Annotated in this window: 13 protein-coding genes and 2 pseudogenes; 4 read left to right on the forward strand and 11 right to left on the reverse strand. The window is 57.8% G+C overall.

Going from position 1 to position 16,330, the window contains the following annotated elements; genetic code table 11:
• Positions 1-17 precede the first annotated feature (17 nt).
• Positions 18-530 (reverse strand): RNA pyrophosphohydrolase, encoded by a 513-nt coding sequence (gene rppH, locus BFR47_RS07365; RefSeq protein WP_083399054.1) that lies wholly within the window; start codon positions 528-530, stop codon positions 18-20.
• Positions 531-1,204: 674 nt separating this feature from the next.
• On the opposite strand from rppH, the gene mutH reads away from it, so the two are divergent.
• A complete protein-coding gene (gene mutH / locus BFR47_RS07370; protein ID WP_083399055.1) occupies positions 1,205-1,882 on the forward strand; it encodes a DNA mismatch repair endonuclease MutH in 678 nt (225 codons plus the stop codon).
• 92 nt (positions 1,883-1,974) lie between these two features.
• On the opposite strand, the gene rplS is transcribed toward mutH, so the two are convergent.
• The 5 genes and pseudogenes from rplS to ffh form a co-directional block, all read right to left on the reverse strand.
• Positions 1,975-2,337 carry a 50S ribosomal protein L19 gene (gene rplS / locus BFR47_RS07375; protein WP_071472463.1) on the reverse strand — a complete coding sequence of 121 codons (363 nt, stop codon included), beginning with the start codon at positions 2,335-2,337 and terminating at the stop codon, positions 1,975-1,977.
• Positions 2,338-2,369: 32 nt separating this feature from the next.
• Positions 2,370-3,118 (reverse strand): annotated as a pseudogene (gene trmD, locus BFR47_RS07380) (tRNA (guanosine(37)-N1)-methyltransferase TrmD).
• Between the two features lie 27 nt (positions 3,119-3,145).
• Positions 3,146-3,667: a ribosome maturation factor RimM gene (gene rimM, locus BFR47_RS07385; protein ID WP_071472464.1), complete on the reverse strand. Its 522-nt coding sequence runs from the start codon at positions 3,665-3,667 to the stop codon at positions 3,146-3,148.
• A gap of 22 nt (positions 3,668-3,689) precedes the next feature.
• Entirely contained in the window at positions 3,690-3,941 is a 252-nt protein-coding gene (rpsP, locus tag BFR47_RS07390; protein ID WP_071472465.1) for a 30S ribosomal protein S16, read from the reverse strand.
• A gap of 196 nt (positions 3,942-4,137) precedes the next feature.
• A complete protein-coding gene (gene ffh, locus BFR47_RS07395) occupies positions 4,138-5,523 on the reverse strand; it encodes a signal recognition particle protein (RefSeq protein WP_071472466.1) in 1,386 nt (461 codons plus the stop codon).
• Positions 5,524-5,668: 145 nt separating this feature from the next.
• On the opposite strand from ffh, the gene BFR47_RS07400 reads away from it, so the two are divergent.
• Together BFR47_RS07400 and BFR47_RS07405 are read left to right on the forward strand one after the other, a co-directional pair.
• The gene (locus BFR47_RS07400; protein WP_175514076.1) at positions 5,669-6,457 is read left to right on the forward strand and encodes a cytochrome C assembly family protein; all 789 of its coding nucleotides are present in this window, start codon (positions 5,669-5,671) and stop codon (positions 6,455-6,457) included.
• A gap of 65 nt (positions 6,458-6,522) precedes the next feature.
• Positions 6,523-7,791 (forward strand): HlyC/CorC family transporter, encoded by a 1,269-nt coding sequence (locus tag BFR47_RS07405; RefSeq protein ID WP_071472468.1) that lies wholly within the window; start codon positions 6,523-6,525, stop codon positions 7,789-7,791.
• 17 nt (positions 7,792-7,808) lie between these two features.
• Here BFR47_RS07405 and BFR47_RS07410 read toward each other — a convergent pair whose 3' ends face one another.
• The 5 genes from BFR47_RS07410 to rlmD form a co-directional block, all read right to left on the reverse strand.
• Positions 7,809-8,264, reverse strand: coding sequence for an Rrf2 family transcriptional regulator (locus BFR47_RS07410; protein WP_071472469.1), 456 nt, complete (start codon positions 8,262-8,264; stop codon positions 7,809-7,811).
• Positions 8,265-8,416: 152 nt separating this feature from the next.
• Complete coding sequence (locus BFR47_RS07415; protein WP_245748846.1) at positions 8,417-9,067, reverse strand: tetratricopeptide repeat protein; 651 nt, start codon at positions 9,065-9,067, stop codon at positions 8,417-8,419.
• Positions 9,068-9,121: 54 nt separating this feature from the next.
• Positions 9,122-9,922 (reverse strand): nucleoside triphosphate pyrophosphohydrolase, encoded by an 801-nt coding sequence (gene mazG / locus BFR47_RS07420; RefSeq protein WP_071472470.1) that lies wholly within the window; start codon positions 9,920-9,922, stop codon positions 9,122-9,124.
• Between the two features lie 11 nt (positions 9,923-9,933).
• Positions 9,934-12,147: a GTP diphosphokinase gene (gene relA, locus BFR47_RS07425; protein ID WP_071472471.1), complete on the reverse strand. Its 2,214-nt coding sequence runs from the start codon at positions 12,145-12,147 to the stop codon at positions 9,934-9,936.
• 9 nt (positions 12,148-12,156) lie between these two features.
• Positions 12,157-13,473, reverse strand: coding sequence for a 23S rRNA (uracil(1939)-C(5))-methyltransferase RlmD (gene rlmD / locus BFR47_RS07430; protein WP_071472472.1), 1,317 nt, complete (start codon positions 13,471-13,473; stop codon positions 12,157-12,159).
• Between the two features lie 81 nt (positions 13,474-13,554).
• Here rlmD and barA point away from each other — a divergent pair.
• Positions 13,555-16,249: pseudogene (gene barA / locus BFR47_RS07435) on the forward strand (two-component sensor histidine kinase BarA).
• The last annotated feature ends 81 nt before the right edge of the window (positions 16,250-16,330 follow it).

Below are 16,330 nucleotides of genomic sequence, written 5' to 3' on the forward strand. Positions count from 1 at the left end.
ACTCCTTTGTCGATGCTTTACCGATACCGTTTTCGACCGTCTCGGCGGCCTTGCTCTGCCATCACAATGGGTGCAAATTCCCTCAGTACCCGTCGATATACTTCCCGTTTGAAAGACACCACCTGACGTACCGGATACCAATAGCTGACCCAGCGCCAGTCATCGAACTCCGGGTGCCCATGGCAACCAAACTCGATGTGTGATTCGTGATCCGACTCCAACCGCAGCAGAAACCATTTCTGTTTTTGACCGATGCAAACGGGATTGCTGTCCCACCGCACCAGACGCTTGGGTAACTTGTACTTCAGCCAGTGACGCGTCACTGCCAGCAGCGTCACATTTTCGGGCCTGAGCCCAATCTCTTCGTACAGCTCCCGGTACATGGACTGCTCCGGCGTTTCACCGTCATCCACCCCGCCCTGGGGGAACTGCCAGGAGTGTTGACCGTAGCGCCTGGCCCATAACACCTGGCCTTTGCGATTGCAGATCACTATGCCTACATTGGGACGAAAACCGTCGCCATCTATCACGCAATCACCAGACTAAAAAAATAACATAACGATGATTGTTCCATATTCCCCGATTTCCGGCAAATGATGCTGTCGGCCTGAGCCTGACGCTGAATGTTGAATAACTTCTCTTTTTGTCAATAGTTATAAACAGAAAAAGGATCCAACCCCGATCGTTTGCCCCCAAATAATGTGGATAAGCTTGTGACAAAGGCTGTATAGCTTGGGATCCATGTGCTCTGCATGATTTACAGCCAGCTTGATAGCCGTAAAAAAAATAACACCTTAACTTTTAAAATCATAAAGTTAAAATAAAAAAAAAGGATCGAGCTGGATCTTTTTACAGCCTGAACACAGAGACTGCCGTTGTTAATAAGTCAGACTGTTCAAAGATCAACCACCGCCTACTTATCCACAAAACCAAGGTAAACAGCGGGTTAACAGGAAGAAAAAAAGCTGATTTTTGCCGTTATACCCATCAGAAAATCGTTCTCGCATCGGTAAATACAGTTATCCAGAGTTTCTGTGGATAAGACTGTGCAACAGCATGTTTATACCCCGGTAAAACCGGTATATCATACCCGCTCTGAAGGGGAGCCCGGTTGCAGCTGACTAAAGCATTATGGATCAGCGAGTTATAAAAACTACGTCCCCTTCGCACATGCTTTGCCCCACGTCCGGAGAGTGCTCGTATTTTGAACAGCCCGATATCCCGCCCCGCTTCCATTCCGGCCCTGCAGCACCGGGCCGAACAGCTGGCCGGCCTGTCATTGAGTGAACTCGCCCATCAGCTGGGTATCCCGGTGCCTCCCCATCTGCGGCGAGACAAGGGCTGGGTGGGGCAACTGCTCGAACTGGCGCTGGGTGCCAGCGCAGGATCCAAGCCGGAGCAGGACTTTCCCGAACTGGGCGTGGAGCTGAAAACCATCCCTGTCGATGGGCGCGGCAAGCCGCTGGAAACCACCTTTGTCAGTGTGGCCCCGCTGACCGACATCGGTGGACTGCGGTGGGAGGATTCGAACGTGCGCAATAAACTGTCTCGGGTACTGTGGATACCGGTACTCGGAGAACGCAGCCTGGCACCCGGCGACAGGATCATCGGTCAGCCGCTGCTCTGGACGCCCAGCGCTCAGGAAGAACAATTGCTGCGCCAGGACTGGGAAGAAATCATGGAGCTGATCAGTCTGGGACAGATCCAGGACATTACAGCCCGTCATGGCCAGGTATTGCAACTGCGCCCCAAAGCCGCCAATAACCGGGCGCTGACCGAAGCGGTGGGCCGCCACGGGCAGCCCATCATGACGCTGCCCCGGGGGTTCTATCTTAAAACCGGGTTCACCGCCGCCCTGCTGACCCGGCACTTCATGCTCTAGCCGGTGCTTCGCCGTGAGGCCTGGAGCGTAAGGCGTAAAACATAAAAACAAAAAGGCCCGCATTCGCGGGCCTTTTGACACAACCGGTCGGCTTACTTGCTGCCGCGGGGAGTAAGACGCTCTTTGATACGAGCAGACTTACCAGCACGGTCACGCAGATAGTAAAGCTTGGCACGACGCACGGCGCCGCGACGCTTCACTTCCACGCTGCCGATCAGCGGGCTGTGAGTCTGGAAGGCACGCTCAACGCCTTCACCGTTGGAGATTTTACGCACGGTGAATGCAGAGTGCAGGCCGCGGTTACGCTTGGCGATAACAACGCCTTCGTAAGCCTGCAGACGCTCTTTGCCGCCTTCGGCAACGCGTACCATTACGCGCACGGTGTCACCCGGACCGAAGTCGGGGATATCGGTGCGCAATTGTTCGTCTTCAAGCTGCTTAATGATGTTGCTCATGATATTTCCTTACCTAGGGTAAACTGAAAACTCTACTGTTCTGCTTCACGATAATCGCGAACAAATTGGGCAAGAAGCTGCTCTTGCTCGTCAGTCAGAGCTAGGTTATTCAATAGTTCCGGCCTTCTTAACCAGGTCCGGCCCAATGACTGCTGCATTCTCCAGCTGGCCACGTCGGCGTGTTTGCCACTCAGCAACACTTTGGGAACGGCCATTCCCGCCAGTTGCTCGGGGCGTGTGTAGTGAGGATGATCCAGGAGTCCTTCACTGAAGGAGTCCTGCTCAGCACTCGCCATGTCACCGAGAACACCGGGCACCAGACGGGCCACCGCATCAATCAGCACCATGGCCGGCAATTCGCCGCCACTGAGCACATAATCCCCGACCGACCACTCTTCGTCGACATCGGCCTGGATCACACGCTCGTCCACACCTTCGTACCGCCCGGCCACCAGGATAAGTTTGTCCTGTCTGGCCAGTTCGGTGACGCCTTGCTGGTCCAGCTTGCGGCCCTGAGGAGACAGGTAAATCACCCTGGCTCCTTCGCCGGCCGCCTGCCGCGCCGCCGCGATGGCGTCGCGCAATGGCTGAACCATCATCAGCATGCCGGGCCCGCCCCCGTAGGTCTGTCATCGACAGTGCGGTGTTTGTCCCGGGCGAAATCCCGCGGATTCCAGCATTCAAACGTCAGCAGGCCATCTTTAACGGCCCTACCGGTTACTCCGTAGTCGGATACTGCCCGGAACATCTCCGGGAAGAGGCTAACCACCCCTATCCACATGATTTTCTCCGTGCGATTCGACTCGAATTAAAAATCCGGATCCCAATCAATTTCGATGATGCGGTCCTGAAGATTCACGGACTTTATCACCTGATCGTCCAAAAACGGGATCAACCGCTCTCGTTGACCAAATGCATCGTTGGCATTGGCTTTCACTACCAGCACGTCGTTCGAACCGGTTTCCATCAGATGCGACACCAGGCCAAAATCATAGCCTTTGATATTCTGCACCCGACAGCCGATCAGATCGCGCCAGTAGAATTCGTCACCCGGCAGCGCAGGAAACAATTCCGCACTGACCGCGATGTCGGCACCGGTCAGCAGTTGCGCCTGTTCGCGCTGGTCGATATCGGCCAGTTTGCAAATCAGACTCTTGTTGTGACGCTTCCATCCGGTAAACTGAATTTCGCGCCAGCTGCTGCCGTCTTTTATCAACCAGGGTTGATAATCGAAAATGCCTTCTGGCTGGTCGGTAAAGGAGTTGACCTTCAACCAACCTTTAATGCCGTAAACGGCGCCCAGTTGGCCTACTACTACAGGTTCGCTCACCTTAACTCCCTACCCGTAAGACTTAGGCCGCTGCTTTGGCTGCGTCTTTAATCAATTTGGCTACGCGCTCGGAAACGCTAGCACCCTGGGCTACCCAGTGGTTGACGCGCTCGAGGTCCAGACGCAGTTTTTCTGCCTGACCGGAAGCGATCGGGTTGAAGAAACCCACTTTCTCGATGAAACGACCATCGCGAGCATAGCGGCTGTCTGCAACTACTACCTGGTAGAACGGACGCTTCTTAGCGCCACCACGTTGTAAACGAATGGTTACCATATCGTCCTCTATATACTGAAACAAACAAGGTCCGCAGACAATGCGAACCCTGGCTAAAATAAGCCGCGCAATTGTACTCCGATCCGGCGAGAATGCAACCGAATTGGCCTTGCACGACGGTGTTCCCCCCCGGCGCCATGGCCCCGAGGGTGGCTCATTCTAACCCGGCTAGCGGACCAGAAGATACGTTTGAGGATCAGAAGGGGCCACGACGGCCGCCGCCGCCCATGCCACCCGGGCCCATCATGCCCTGCATCTGGCTCATCATCTTGCGCATGCCGCCCTTGCCGGACATTTTCTTCATCATCTTCTGCATCTGGGTGAACTGCTTGAGCAGCTTGTTCACTTCCTGCACTTCGGTACCCGAGCCCAGCGCGATACGGCGCTTGCGCGAGCCCTTGATCAAGTCCGGGTGGCGACGTTCTTTCGGAGTCATGGAGCAGATAATGGCTTCCATACGCACCGTCAGCTTGTCGTTGACCTGATCCTTGACGTTGTCCGGCAACTGGCTCATGCCCGGCAACTTGTCCATCAGGCTCATCATGCCCCCCATGCTGCGCATCTGTACCAGCTGGTCGCGGAAGTCTTCCAGATCGAAGCCCTTGCCTTTCTTGAGCTTCTGCGCCATTTCGGCGGCTTTGTTCTTGTCGACCGAACGCTCCATCTGATCGATCAGCGACAGCACATCGCCCATGCCCAGAATGCGCGAGGCAATGCGGTCCGGATGGAAGGGCTCCAGGGCATCCACTTTTTCGCCCATACCGATAAACTTGATCGGCTTGCCGGTGATGTGCCGCACCGACAACGCAGCACCGCCGCGGGCATCACCGTCGGCCTTGGTCAGGATGACCCCGGTCAGTGGCAGTGCTTCGCTGAATGCCTTGGCGGTATTGGCCGCGTCCTGGCCGGTCATGGCATCGACCACAAACAGGGTTTCAACCGGTGCAACCGCCTCGTGCAGCTGCTGGATCTCGGCCATCATGTCTTCATCGACATGCAAACGGCCGGCGGTGTCCACCAGCACCACGTCGAAGAATTTCTTGCGGCCGTAATCCACCGCGTTGCGGCCGATGTCGACCGGCTTCTGTTCGGCGTTGCTGGGGAAACACTCGACGTCCAGATCCGCCGCCAGGGTTTCGAGCTGTTTGATCGCCGCCGGGCGATAAACATCGGCACTGACCACCAGCACCTTCTTCTTGTGCCGCTCCTTGAGGAACTTGGCCAGTTTGCCGACCGAGGTGGTTTTACCCGCCCCCTGCAGACCCGCCATCAGGATCACCGCCGGCGGCGTGACCGCCAGGTTGAGCTCCTCGTTGGCCTCGCCCATCACCGACACCAGCTCGGCATTGACTATCTTGATGAAGGCCTGGCCCGGACTCAGGGATTTGGAAACCTCCTGGCCGACCGCGCGCTCTTTGACCCGGTTAACGAATTCACGCACCACCGGCAGCGCCACATCGGCCTCCAGCAGCGCCATGCGTACTTCACGCAGGGTCTCTTTGATGTTTTCTTCGGTCAGACGACCGCGACCACTGATGTTTTTCAGCGTACGCGACAGTCTTTCGGTGAGATTTTCAAACATGAGTAGGTCCGCTATTGGCGAAAATTACCACCAGTATACCCAAGTTACCGCCCGAACTTAAGCGACCGCAGGTAGCGATATCGCTTGGCTTAAGGGTATACTGGCCATTCTTCTTTATTTTACCGGTTAATGGCTTACGTTCATTATGGAATTGGTTGCTGTTTTGGCGATGGCATTTTATCTGTTGGCGGCCTTCGCCTGTGTACATAATCTGCTTAACCCCCAGAACACAGGGCCTCGTTACGGCCTGCTGGCCGCGATCTGTGCGCTATTGCTGCATGGCATCTGGCTGTACGACACCGTGGTGCAGGTTCCCGGTCAGAACCTGAGCATGCTCAATGTGGCCTCCATCATCAGCCTGATTATCTCGGCCCTGATGACGGTGCTGGTCATCCGCTTCAACGTCTTGTTGCTGATGCCACTGGTGTATGGCTTTGCCGGCCTGCTGCTGGCAGCAGATTCATTACTGCCCGGTTATTACAGCGTGCACCTGGAAACCCGCCCCGAGGTATTGCTGCACATCGGCCTGGGGCTGATGTCTTATTCGCTGCTGGCCATCGCCAGCCTGCTCGCCATTCTGCTGGGCTTTCTCGACCACCGCCTGAAAAAACACAAACTTTCCAACCTGCCGGCCATGCCCCCGCTGATGACCCTGGAGCGCTATCTGTTCCGGCTGATTTTTGTCGGGGTGGTGGTGCTGACGCTGTCCATTTCGAGTGGATTGTTCTTTCTGCAGGAGATGTTCAGCCCGGGCAAAGCCCATAAAGCCCTGCTCACCATCGTCGCCTGGTGCGTCTACGTGGTGCTGCTCTGGGGGCACCATCGCCTGGGCTGGCGCGGCCGCAAGGTTATCTGGGCCAGCGTGGCCGGCAGCATACTACTAACGCTCGCCTATTTCGGCAGTCGTTTCGTACGCGAGGTGCTGTTGAGCTAAGTAACTTGACAGCACCCGGACAAACACTTAGTAATTGGTAAGATTCACGACACAGGACGGTCTGCTTGGACGACATATCCACGGGTACCCTTTCCGGTATTCTGATAACCCTACTTTTCATCTCCGCGTTTTTTTCGAGCTCCGAAACCGGCATGATGTCGCTAAACCGCTACCGGTTGCGTCATCTGGCACAAAACCACCACAAGTCGGCCACCCGCGTTGAAAAGTTGCTGTCTCGTCCCGACCGCCTGATCGGCCTGATCCTGATCGGCAACAACCTGGTCAATATCCTCGCCTCCGCCATCGCCACCCTGATCGCCATTCGGCTGTTCGGTGACTACGGCGTGGCCATCGCCACCGTGGCCCTGACCGTGGTGGTGCTGATTTTCGCCGAAGTCACGCCCAAGACGCTGGCGGCGTTGTATCCGGAACGGGTCGCCTTTCCCGCCTCCTTCATTCTCAAACCGTTGATGGTGCTGCTGTACCCGGCGGTGTGGACCATCAACGCCATCTCCAATGGCCTGCTGGCGCTGTTTCGCATCAATCCCCATGGCGGAGAAGAAACCGCCATCAGCTCGGAAGAACTGCGCACCATCGTCAACGAGGCCGGGGCACTTATCCCCCGACGTCACCAGGATATGCTGGTGTCCATCCTCGATCTGGAAAAGGTGACGGTGGATGACATCATGGTGCCGCGTAACGAGATCTATGGTATCGACGTGACCCAGGACTGGAAAACCATCAGCCGCCGCCTGTTACAGAGTCCTCATACCAAGGTGTTGCTGTACCGGGACAATATCGACGATGCTCTGGGCTTTATCCACGCGCGGGATGCCCTGCGTCTGCTGGCCAAGGAAGAGTTCAGCAAGCCGACCCTGATGCGGGCGGTACGAGAGGTCTATTTCATTCCCGAAGCCACGCCGCTTAACGTGCAGTTGGTGAAGTTTCAGCGCAACAAGGAACGGATCGGGCTTATCGTCGATGAATACGGCGATATTCAGGGGCTGGTGACGCTGGACGACATTCTGGAAGAAATCGTCGGTGACTTTACCACCACCATCAGCCCGACCCTGAGCGATGAAATAAAGCCGCAGGATGACGGCTCCTACCTGATTGAAGGTTCCGCCAGCATCCGGGATATCAACAAGGAACTGGGCTGGCAACTGCCCAACGACGGCCCTCGCTCGCTCAATGGCTTGATTCTGGAATATCTGGAAGAGATCCCCCAGGCCAATATCGGTCTGCGCCTGGCGGGCTATCCGATTGAGATCCTGGAAGTGGAAAACAACATGGTCAAACTGGTGCGGGTGCTGCCACACTATTACCAGAGTTAAGTATCAGGGGCAGGTTTTCAGGATGGTGACTGGTCGGCCTGCAGCTCCAGCTGGCTGAAAATGATCATCAGCTCTTCCCGGTTGCCCACCATGTCCGCCAGGGTGTAGCCCTCCATCACCTGCAGAAAGGCTTCCATCGCCAGCTTGAGCGCATCCCTCAACCGACAGGCCGGCACCAGATGGCAGGCGGGGCTGCCACAGTCGATGCCATTCAGATTATTTTCCAGCGCGCGAATGACCTGTCCGATGTTGATATCACTCGGCGTTTGGGCCAGCCGAATACCCCCGTTCTTGCCGCGCACCGCATGAATATAACCTTCCCGCGCCAGCTGATTCACCACCTTGACCAGATGATTGCGCGATATATCGTACAGTCTCGACACCTGGGCCACACTGGTCAGCTCCCGCTCGGGCAGGGTGGCCAGGTACATCAGGGTTCTCAGGCCGAAATCGGTATAGGTGGTCAGCTTCATGCTGCGGATATCCTGAACAGGAATGAATATACATACATGATACACATTAGCGGCTCAAGGTGACATTAAATGTCGGAGATCTGCGGCGAGCCATACCGACGGAGAGAAACACCTCGGTTCGGCTCACAGATTCAGAGCTTCGGATCACCGATTCAGAACAATAGCCGGTGATTCAGCTCCGTGACCCTGTGTGCCGGCATTCGGGCCGCCAGCGCCGCACTCAGGCGCTGCGCTTCCCGGTGCTGGTTCGGGTCCGAGAGCACCATCTGCTTCAGCCACAGGTAAGCCTGGGGATAATCGAGCGGACTGCCGGCTCCTTCAAGCAACCAGCGGGCCCAGATAAACTGTGCCTTCTCCAGCCCCAGGCTGGCGGCTTCCTGCATCAGGGGGGCGGCTCTTTCCCGGTTTTGCTGTACCAGGGTTCCCTTGTAATAGTAACGACCCAGCTGTTCCAGTGCCGCCGGCAGGCCCTGTTCCGCCGCCTTCCACATCATCGCCACTCCCCGGCGTGATTGCCGGGGCACGCAGACGCCCCAGGCGAGCATATCACCCCACAGAAACTGATAGGAAGGCAGGCGCAACACCTCTGCCCGGGCTTCGATATCCTGTATCAGCTGACAATGATCCTGATCGCGCACCCGTTGCAGGTGGCGATTGGCATTGATCCACTCGATCAACTCATCTTCTTCATACAGCGGCACCGCCCGCAGCTCGGCCAGATTCGGCTCCGGGGTGGCAATCTCTTCCTCAGCCAGTATCGGCAGACTTAGGCACCACAGTAACAACCCGAACAGACTTTTCATCGATGCTCCTCCTGAACAGGGTATCGGCACGGGCGCCCAAAGATTAAGAGCGGGTTATTCGCCGGCCTTGACCTGTCGCCAGTAGCCGTCGAGTTCGTCCAGACTGCAATCCCGACTGTCTTTGCCATCGGCCTGCAGCGCCTGCTCGACCCCGCGATAACGACGCTCAAACTTGTCGTTGGCCCGGCGCAGTACCGTTTCCGGATCCAGCTTCAGATGCCGCACCAGGTTGACGCAGGCGAACAGCAGATCGCCCAGCTCATCCGCCACCCGCTCCGGATCCTGTTCGGGCCGATTCAGCTCAGCCATGACTTCATCCAGCTCTTCGTGGATCTTGTCCACCACCGGCGGCAACTCGCGCCAGTCGAAGCCGACCGCTGAGCAACGTTTCTGAATCTTGTTGGCCCGACTCAGGGCCGGCAGGTTACGGGGAATATCGTCCAGCGCACTGGTGGCGGTGGCATCTCTGGTGCGCCGCTCTTCCGCCTTGGTCTGCTCCCAGTTGGCCTTGATCTGCTCTTCGCTGTCCAGCTCGGCATTACCGAATACATGAGGATGACGCCGCACCAGTTTATGGCTGATGGCCTGCACCACGTCCCCGAAACTGAACAGAGACTGCTCTTCCCCCAGCCGGGAATAAAACACCACCTGGAACAGCAGGTCACCCAGCTCGCCCGGCAGTTCGGCAATATCCCCGCGCTCTATGGTATCGGCCACTTCATAGGCTTCTTCCAGGGTGTGGGGCACTATGCTGGCGAAGTCCTGCTTCAGATCCCAGGGACAGCCGTTCTCCGGATCCCGCAGCGCCGCCATGATCGCCAGCAGATCACCGAGTGAATAGTTATAGTGCTCCATCTATGCTCCCGTTACAGCCTTTTGGCTTCCAGTATGTCCGGTAACTGGCTAATCTTGGCCAGGGTCCGACTCAGAATGTCGATATTGTATACTTCCAGCTCCATGTCGATGGTCGCCGTCTGTTGTTTGCGATTGGAGCGGCTGTTGACCCCCATCACATTGATTTTTTCGTTGGCGAGAATAGTGGTGATATCCCGCAACAGGCCCGAACGATCGTTGGCGATGACGCGCAGCGTGAGATTGTAACCGCCGGAATAGTTTTCGCCCCATACCGCATCCACCATCCGCTCCGGGTGATGGCTGGTCAGCTCCTTCAGCTGTTCACAGTCGGAGCGGTGAATGGAAATACCCCGCCCCTGGGTGATAAAACCGACGATCTCGTCGCCGGGTATCGGCTGACAGCAGCGGGCGGTGCTGGTCATCAGATTGCCCACTCCCTGCACCACTATGTGGCCCTGCCCCTTGGTATCGGGGGTCTTTTTCGCCGCTTTCAGCTCCAGCTGACGCAACACGGCCTCATCCTGTTCGGCACTGGTGGGCTTCTTGTGCTGTCCCTGCAGGTAGTTGAGCAGCTGGTTGATACGCAGATCGCCGCCGCCGATACCGGCCAGCAAGTCGTCAAGATGGGTGACGTTGAACCGTTCCAGCGCGGCCTTGTCGATCTGGGAAAACGTCAGTCCCAGTCGAACCAGTTCTTTATCCAGTACTTCCCGCCCCGCGAGGATGTTCTTGTCCCGGTCCTGCTTCTTGAACCAGGTCGCCACCTTGGAGCGAGCACGACTGGTGCGCAGAAAACCCTGATTGGGGTTCATCCAGTCCCGGCTGGGATTGGGTTGCTTCTGGGTGATGATCTCCACCTGATCGCCGGTTTGCAGCTGATAGGTGAAAGGCACGATGCGGCCGTCGATCTTGGCGCCGATACAGCGATGTCCGATCTGGCTATGAATGTAATAGGCAAAATCGAGTGGCGTCGCTCCCAGCGGCATGTCGACCACTTCACCCTTGGGGGTAAAGACATAGACCCGGTCTTCAAACACCTGGCTGCGCAGCTCGTCCACCAGAGAGCCGCTTTCGGCCATGTCTTCCTGCCAGGCCAGCAGCTTTCTGAGCCAGGCAATCTTGTCTTCGAAGCCGCTCTGCTTGGTGGCGCCGGCGCCTTCCTTGTACTTCCAGTGAGCCGCCACCCCGAGCTCCGCATCCTGGTGCATCTGATCGGTACGGATCTGGATTTCGACCGTCTTGCCCTCGGGGCCGATCACCACGGTGTGGATGGACTGATAGCCGTTGGGCTTGGGATTGGCGACATAATCGTCGAATTCGCGGGGGATATGCCGCCATTGGGTGTGCACCACCCCCAGGGCGGCGTAACAGTCCTGCAGGTGCCGGGTAACGACCCGTACCGCCCGCACGTCGAACAGCTCGTCAAAGTCCAGGCTCTTCTTCTGCATCTTGCGCCAGATGCTGTAGATATGTTTGGGCCGGCCATAGACCTCTGCCTCGATATCGGACTCGGCCAGCGACCGACTCAGCCCGGCAACAAAATCGTCGATATAGGCTTCCCGCGCCAGCCGTTTCTCGTCCAGTAGTCGGGCGATGCGCTTGTAGGTCTCCGGGTGCAGATAACGGAACGACAGATCCTCCAGCTCCCATTTGAGCTGGCCGATACCCAGCCGGTTGGCCAGCGGCGCGTAGATATTGGCGATTTCCTTGGCCACCAGTACCCGGGTTTCTTCGTCGGCGTTTTTGACCTCGCGCAGGCAGGTGATACGCTCGGCCAGCTTGACTACCACGGCCCGCACATCTTCGACCATCGCCAGCAGCATGCGACGAACCCGGTCGACCTGCACTTCCGAGCTTTGGTCGCTGTGCACATGCTGCAACGAACGAATAGCCTCCATATCGGCCACCCCTTGCAGCAGGCGCGCAATATTGTCACCAAAGTCTTCCCGTACCCGCTCCGGATCCAGGTAGCCGGTTTCGAGGAAGGGGTACAGCAGTGCCGCCTCCAGGGTATCCAGATCCATGCTCAGGGTCAGCAGGATCCCGACCATCTCCACCCCTTGGGCCTGCAAACGATGTTCCGCCTCCACCGGGGCCTTCAGCCCCGAACAATACTCATAGGCCGCCTTCAGCCGCTCCTGCCCCTGCCGATCGAGTGGCAGGCTCGAGCTCCATTCAGCCAGGCTGAAGCTTTCTTTTAGATGAGTATTGCGCACTGAAACCATAAAGATCCCTTAAATGAGTTCAAACAAGGCCATCGCTTCGCAATGCACCGTATGGGGGAACATATCAATCAGGCCGAGGCGGCTAAGCCGATAGCCCGCCGCCAGCAGAGCCTGGCTGTCCCTGGCCAGGGTCACCGGATTGCAGGAAACATACAGCAGTCGCTCGGGCGAGAGTTGCCGCAGATAGGGAATCACCTGCTCGGCCCCGGCCCGGCCCGGATCGAGAATAACCCGCTCGAACCTTTCCTGTGCCCAGGGCTCACGGGTAAAGTCGGCGGCCAGATCGGCACGATAAAACCGGGCCAGTGGCACGGCATTATCTTCCGCATTGCCCCGCGCCTGCTCCACCATTTCCATCACCCCTTCCACCCCGGTCACCGGATGCCCGGCGGCGGCCAGCGGTAACGAGAAGTTGCCGACACCACAAAACAGGTCCAGCACCGGCTGGCCGGGGTCGGCCGCCAGCCAGTCCTGCGCCTGACGCACCATGCGCTCATTCAGCAAGCCGTTGATCTGGATGAAGTCGCCGGGCGTAAACGACAGCTTGATATTATCTGTCTGATAGTAAAGTGAAAAAGGAACATGTAAAGGGCGTCTTGCGCTATCGTCCTGCAAAAACAGCGCCAGACCCCGCGTCTGGGCGAAGGTCAGCAACTGCTCCAGATCCCGGGCCGGCAGCGTGCCGCCGTGACGCAGCAGCAACGCCACCCCTTCGGCCGCATCATACAGCTCGATATGCCCGAGCTGTTTCACCGCCTGCAGCCGATTCAGCAACTGACGCAAAGGCGCTATCAACGCCGACAAAACCGGGCGCAACACCCCGCAGTGTTCGATTTCGACCAGATCATGGGACTGGCCCCGCCGAAAGCCCAGCGATACCCCCTTGCCCTGACGACGAATCGCCAGCCGGGCCACCCGCCGGTATCCCTGATGCCCGGCATCATGCAGCCATTCCGGCTCGGGCAGTTCGTCGATGCCATGGCGGGAAAACAACTGGGCCACGCTGCGGGCCTTGAGCTCGCGCTGGCTGGTCACCGGCATATGCTGCAGCGAGCAGCCGCCGCAGTCGGTACTGTAGGCACAAAAGGGTTTCAGCCGCTCGGCCGAAGGCTTGAGCACCTTGAGCAGGCTGGCGGTTCGGTACTTGTTGTTCTGCACCATCAGCCGTACCCGCACCAGCTCTCCCTTGAGCGCGCCGGGAACAAACAGTGGCTTGCCCTGATACCGGGCCAGGCCTACACCATGAGCATTCAGCTCGACAATGGTCACCTCCAGCGGCGGCTGTGCCTGAGCTTTGGGCTTGTTTTCCTTGAAGAACTGAACCATAAAACGTGGAGCCCTCGAACCGGCTATGTCATCATAAGCATCTGTTGATTTGATGCGCGCATTGTCCCACATAAGCCCACTATGACCAAATACGGCCTGCGAGCCCGGATACTGGCTTACACCATAATCCCGACCCTGATCATCGGCATCCTGCTGGCCGGTTATTTTTCCGTAAGCCGTTATCAGCAACTGGAAGAATCACTGATCCGCCAGGGAGTCAATGTAATAGAGCCCCTGGCCCTGGCCAGTGAACTGGCCCTGACCAGCCGCAATCGGGAAGCGCTCAATCGCCTGCTCAGCAATATTCATCGCAACAACAGCCCGCTGGTCAAATCCATCGCCCTGTTCGACGTGGAAGGCCGGCTACTGGTCACGTCCAACTACCATCGCGATTTCGATACCATGCGCCTGCCGGAAAATATGCCCATTCCCCGGATCACGCTGGTGGAAACCGGCACGGACGGCATTATTCTGCGCAGCCCCGTGGTCACCGATGGCACCCATATGGACAGCGCCTGGGAAGAAGTCTCGGCCACTCCCATCGGCTATATTGCCATGCAGCTGACCAATGACTCGGCGATGCTGATACATTATCAGGACAGCTTCTTTGCCGGACTGATCGTTCTGCTCGGCGTCAGCCTCAGCGCCCTGTTCGGGATCAGGTTGATCAAGGGCGTATCCCAGCCGATCACCGACATGGTCAGCGCCGTGTACAAGATCCGTGAAGGCAGACTCGACACCCGGGTGAACGGTGAATTCACCGGCGAAATGGAGATGCTCAAGAACGGCATCAACGCCATGGCCAAGTCGCTGTCCGAATACCACGACGAAATGCAGCAGAATATCGATCAGGCCACCTCGGATCTACGCGAAACCCTGGAGCAGATCGAAATCCAGAATATCGAGCTGGATATGGCCAAGAAACGGGCCCAGGAAGCGGCCCGGGTCAAGACCGAGTTTCTGGCCAACATGTCTCACGAACTGCGTACGCCGCTGAACGGGGTCATCGGCTTTGCTCGTCAGCTGCAAAAAACCCGGCTCACCTCCAATCAGCTCGACTACCTCAAGACCATCGAAAAATCGGCACAGAACCTGCTCGGCATCATCAACGACATTCTGGACTTCTCCAAGCTGGAAGCCGGCAAGCTGAAGATGGAACAGATCCCCTTTTCGCTGCGCGATACGTTACAGGAAGTGATGACCCTGCTGGCGCCCAGTGCCCACGACAAGGGGCTGGAGCTGTCGCTGCGAGTGGATGCGGCGGTCCATGACTCCATGATCGGCGACCCGCTGCGACTGCAGCAGGTACTGACCAATCTGGTCGGCAATGCCATCAAGTTTACCGAGCAAGGCAACGTGGATGTACGGGTCGACGCTCGCCCCGCCGCTCAGCCGGACAAGACCGCCCTGCGCATTCATGTGCAGGATACCGGCATCGGCATCTCCGACAGCCAGCGCCGCCAGCTGTTCCAGGCCTTCAATCAGGCCGACTCCAGCATCTCCCGCCGCTATGGCGGTACCGGCCTGGGCCTGGTGATCACCCAGAAACTGGTGCATCAGATGGCCGGCGATATCGAACTCTATTCCGAGCTGGGCTCGGGCTCGGTGTTCAGCTTTACCCTCGAGCTGAACCGGGCTTCACTGCCCCTGGCCGAGCCATTACCGCTGAACGAGCTCCACGACAAGACGGTGCTCTATCTGGAAGAAGACAACTTCAGCCGCCGCGCCACCACCGCCCTGTTGCGGGAGTGGGGCGTGCAGGTGCTGCACGAACTATCCGGGGGTCGCCGTCGACTATGCCCTGCTGGGCTTTGGCCCCAATACCCTGCCCAGCGAGATGGAGCAGGGTATCCGCCGACAAAAAGAACATGACAACAAGGTGGTGGTACTGCTCAGCTCCACCGATCCGACTCTGGTCGACACCCTGATCAACTGCGGGGCCGATCTGTGTCTGAGCAAGCCGGTGCATTACCAGAAGCTGGCTCACGGACTGATAGGACAGGATCTGGCCGAACCCGAAGCCTTGTTGCAAATCACCCTCGCCCCCCCCTCGACCAGACAAAGCCTGCGGGTACTGGCGGTCGACGATAACCCGGCCAACCTTAAACTGATCAGCGCCATGCTGAGCGAACAGGTCAGCCAGGTAGAAACCTGCTCCAACGGCCAGGAAGCGCTCAACCTGGCGACGGTCAACCGCTACGACATCATCTTCATGGATATTCAGATGCCGTTGATGGACGGCATTCAGGCGACACGGGAAATTCGCTCCCAGAACGGTCCCAACGCCAGCACCCCCATCGTGGCGGTGACGGCCCATGCCATCGCGGGCGAACGGGATCGCCTGATGCATCAGGGCATGGACGATTACCTGGCCAAACCCATCGATGAAGGCATTCTCGCCCGCATTATCGAACGCTTCGCCCACCGCCCGGCACCAACGGGTCAGATCGATTGGTCGCTGGCGGTGAAACAGGCCGGAGGAAAGGATCCACTGGCCAGGGAAATGCTGAGTCTGCTGTTGCAGAGCTTCGATGAATTTGCCCCCTTGCTGGGAGCCGCCCTGTCCGGTGAGCTGGATGAGCAACGACTCTACCCGGCACTACACAAGCTGCATGGTGGCACCGCCTATTGCGGCGTGCCCCAGCTACAGGCGCTGGTGGCGCAGCTGGAAAAGGCCCTGCTGGCCAAACAGGGGGTCGACGAGCTGGAGCCCGAACTGCTGGAGCTGGAAGAACGAATGGGCCAGGTACGGGAAGAGGCGAAGCTGTATCTGTAACTGCGGGGATTAAAGACTGGGGATTAGGGATTAGGGATTAGGGATTAGGGATTAGGGATTAGGGATTAGGGATTAGGGATT

The organism is Oceanisphaera psychrotolerans (assembly GCF_001870485.1).
GTDB lineage: Bacteria > Pseudomonadota > Gammaproteobacteria > Enterobacterales > Aeromonadaceae > Oceanimonas > Oceanimonas psychrotolerans.

What these genes read in the sequence shown, in the direction of transcription:
- rplS (WP_071472463.1), bottom strand. Translation starts at nt 2,337, where the DNA reads ATGAGCAACATCATTAAGCAGCTTGAAGACGAACAATTGCGCACCGAT.
- rpsP (WP_071472465.1), bottom strand. Translation starts at nt 3,941, where the DNA reads ATGGTAACCATTCGTTTACAACGTGGTGGCGCTAAGAAGCGTCCGTTC.
- ffh (WP_071472466.1), bottom strand. Translation starts at nt 5,523, where the DNA reads ATGTTTGAAAATCTCACCGAAAGACTGTCGCGTACGCTGAAAAACATC.
- BFR47_RS07400 (WP_175514076.1), top strand. Translation starts at nt 5,669, where the DNA reads ATGGAATTGGTTGCTGTTTTGGCGATGGCATTTTATCTGTTGGCGGCC.
- BFR47_RS07410 (WP_071472469.1), bottom strand. Translation starts at nt 8,264, where the DNA reads ATGAAGCTGACCACCTATACCGATTTCGGCCTGAGAACCCTGATGTAC.
- BFR47_RS07415 (WP_245748846.1), bottom strand. Translation starts at nt 9,067, where the DNA reads ATGAAAAGTCTGTTCGGGTTGTTACTGTGGTGCCTAAGTCTGCCGATA.
- mazG (WP_071472470.1), bottom strand. Translation starts at nt 9,922, where the DNA reads ATGGAGCACTATAACTATTCACTCGGTGATCTGCTGGCGATCATGGCG.
- relA (WP_071472471.1), bottom strand. Translation starts at nt 12,147, where the DNA reads ATGGTTTCAGTGCGCAATACTCATCTAAAAGAAAGCTTCAGCCTGGCT.
- rlmD (WP_071472472.1), bottom strand. Translation starts at nt 13,473, where the DNA reads ATGGTTCAGTTCTTCAAGGAAAACAAGCCCAAAGCTCAGGCACAGCCG.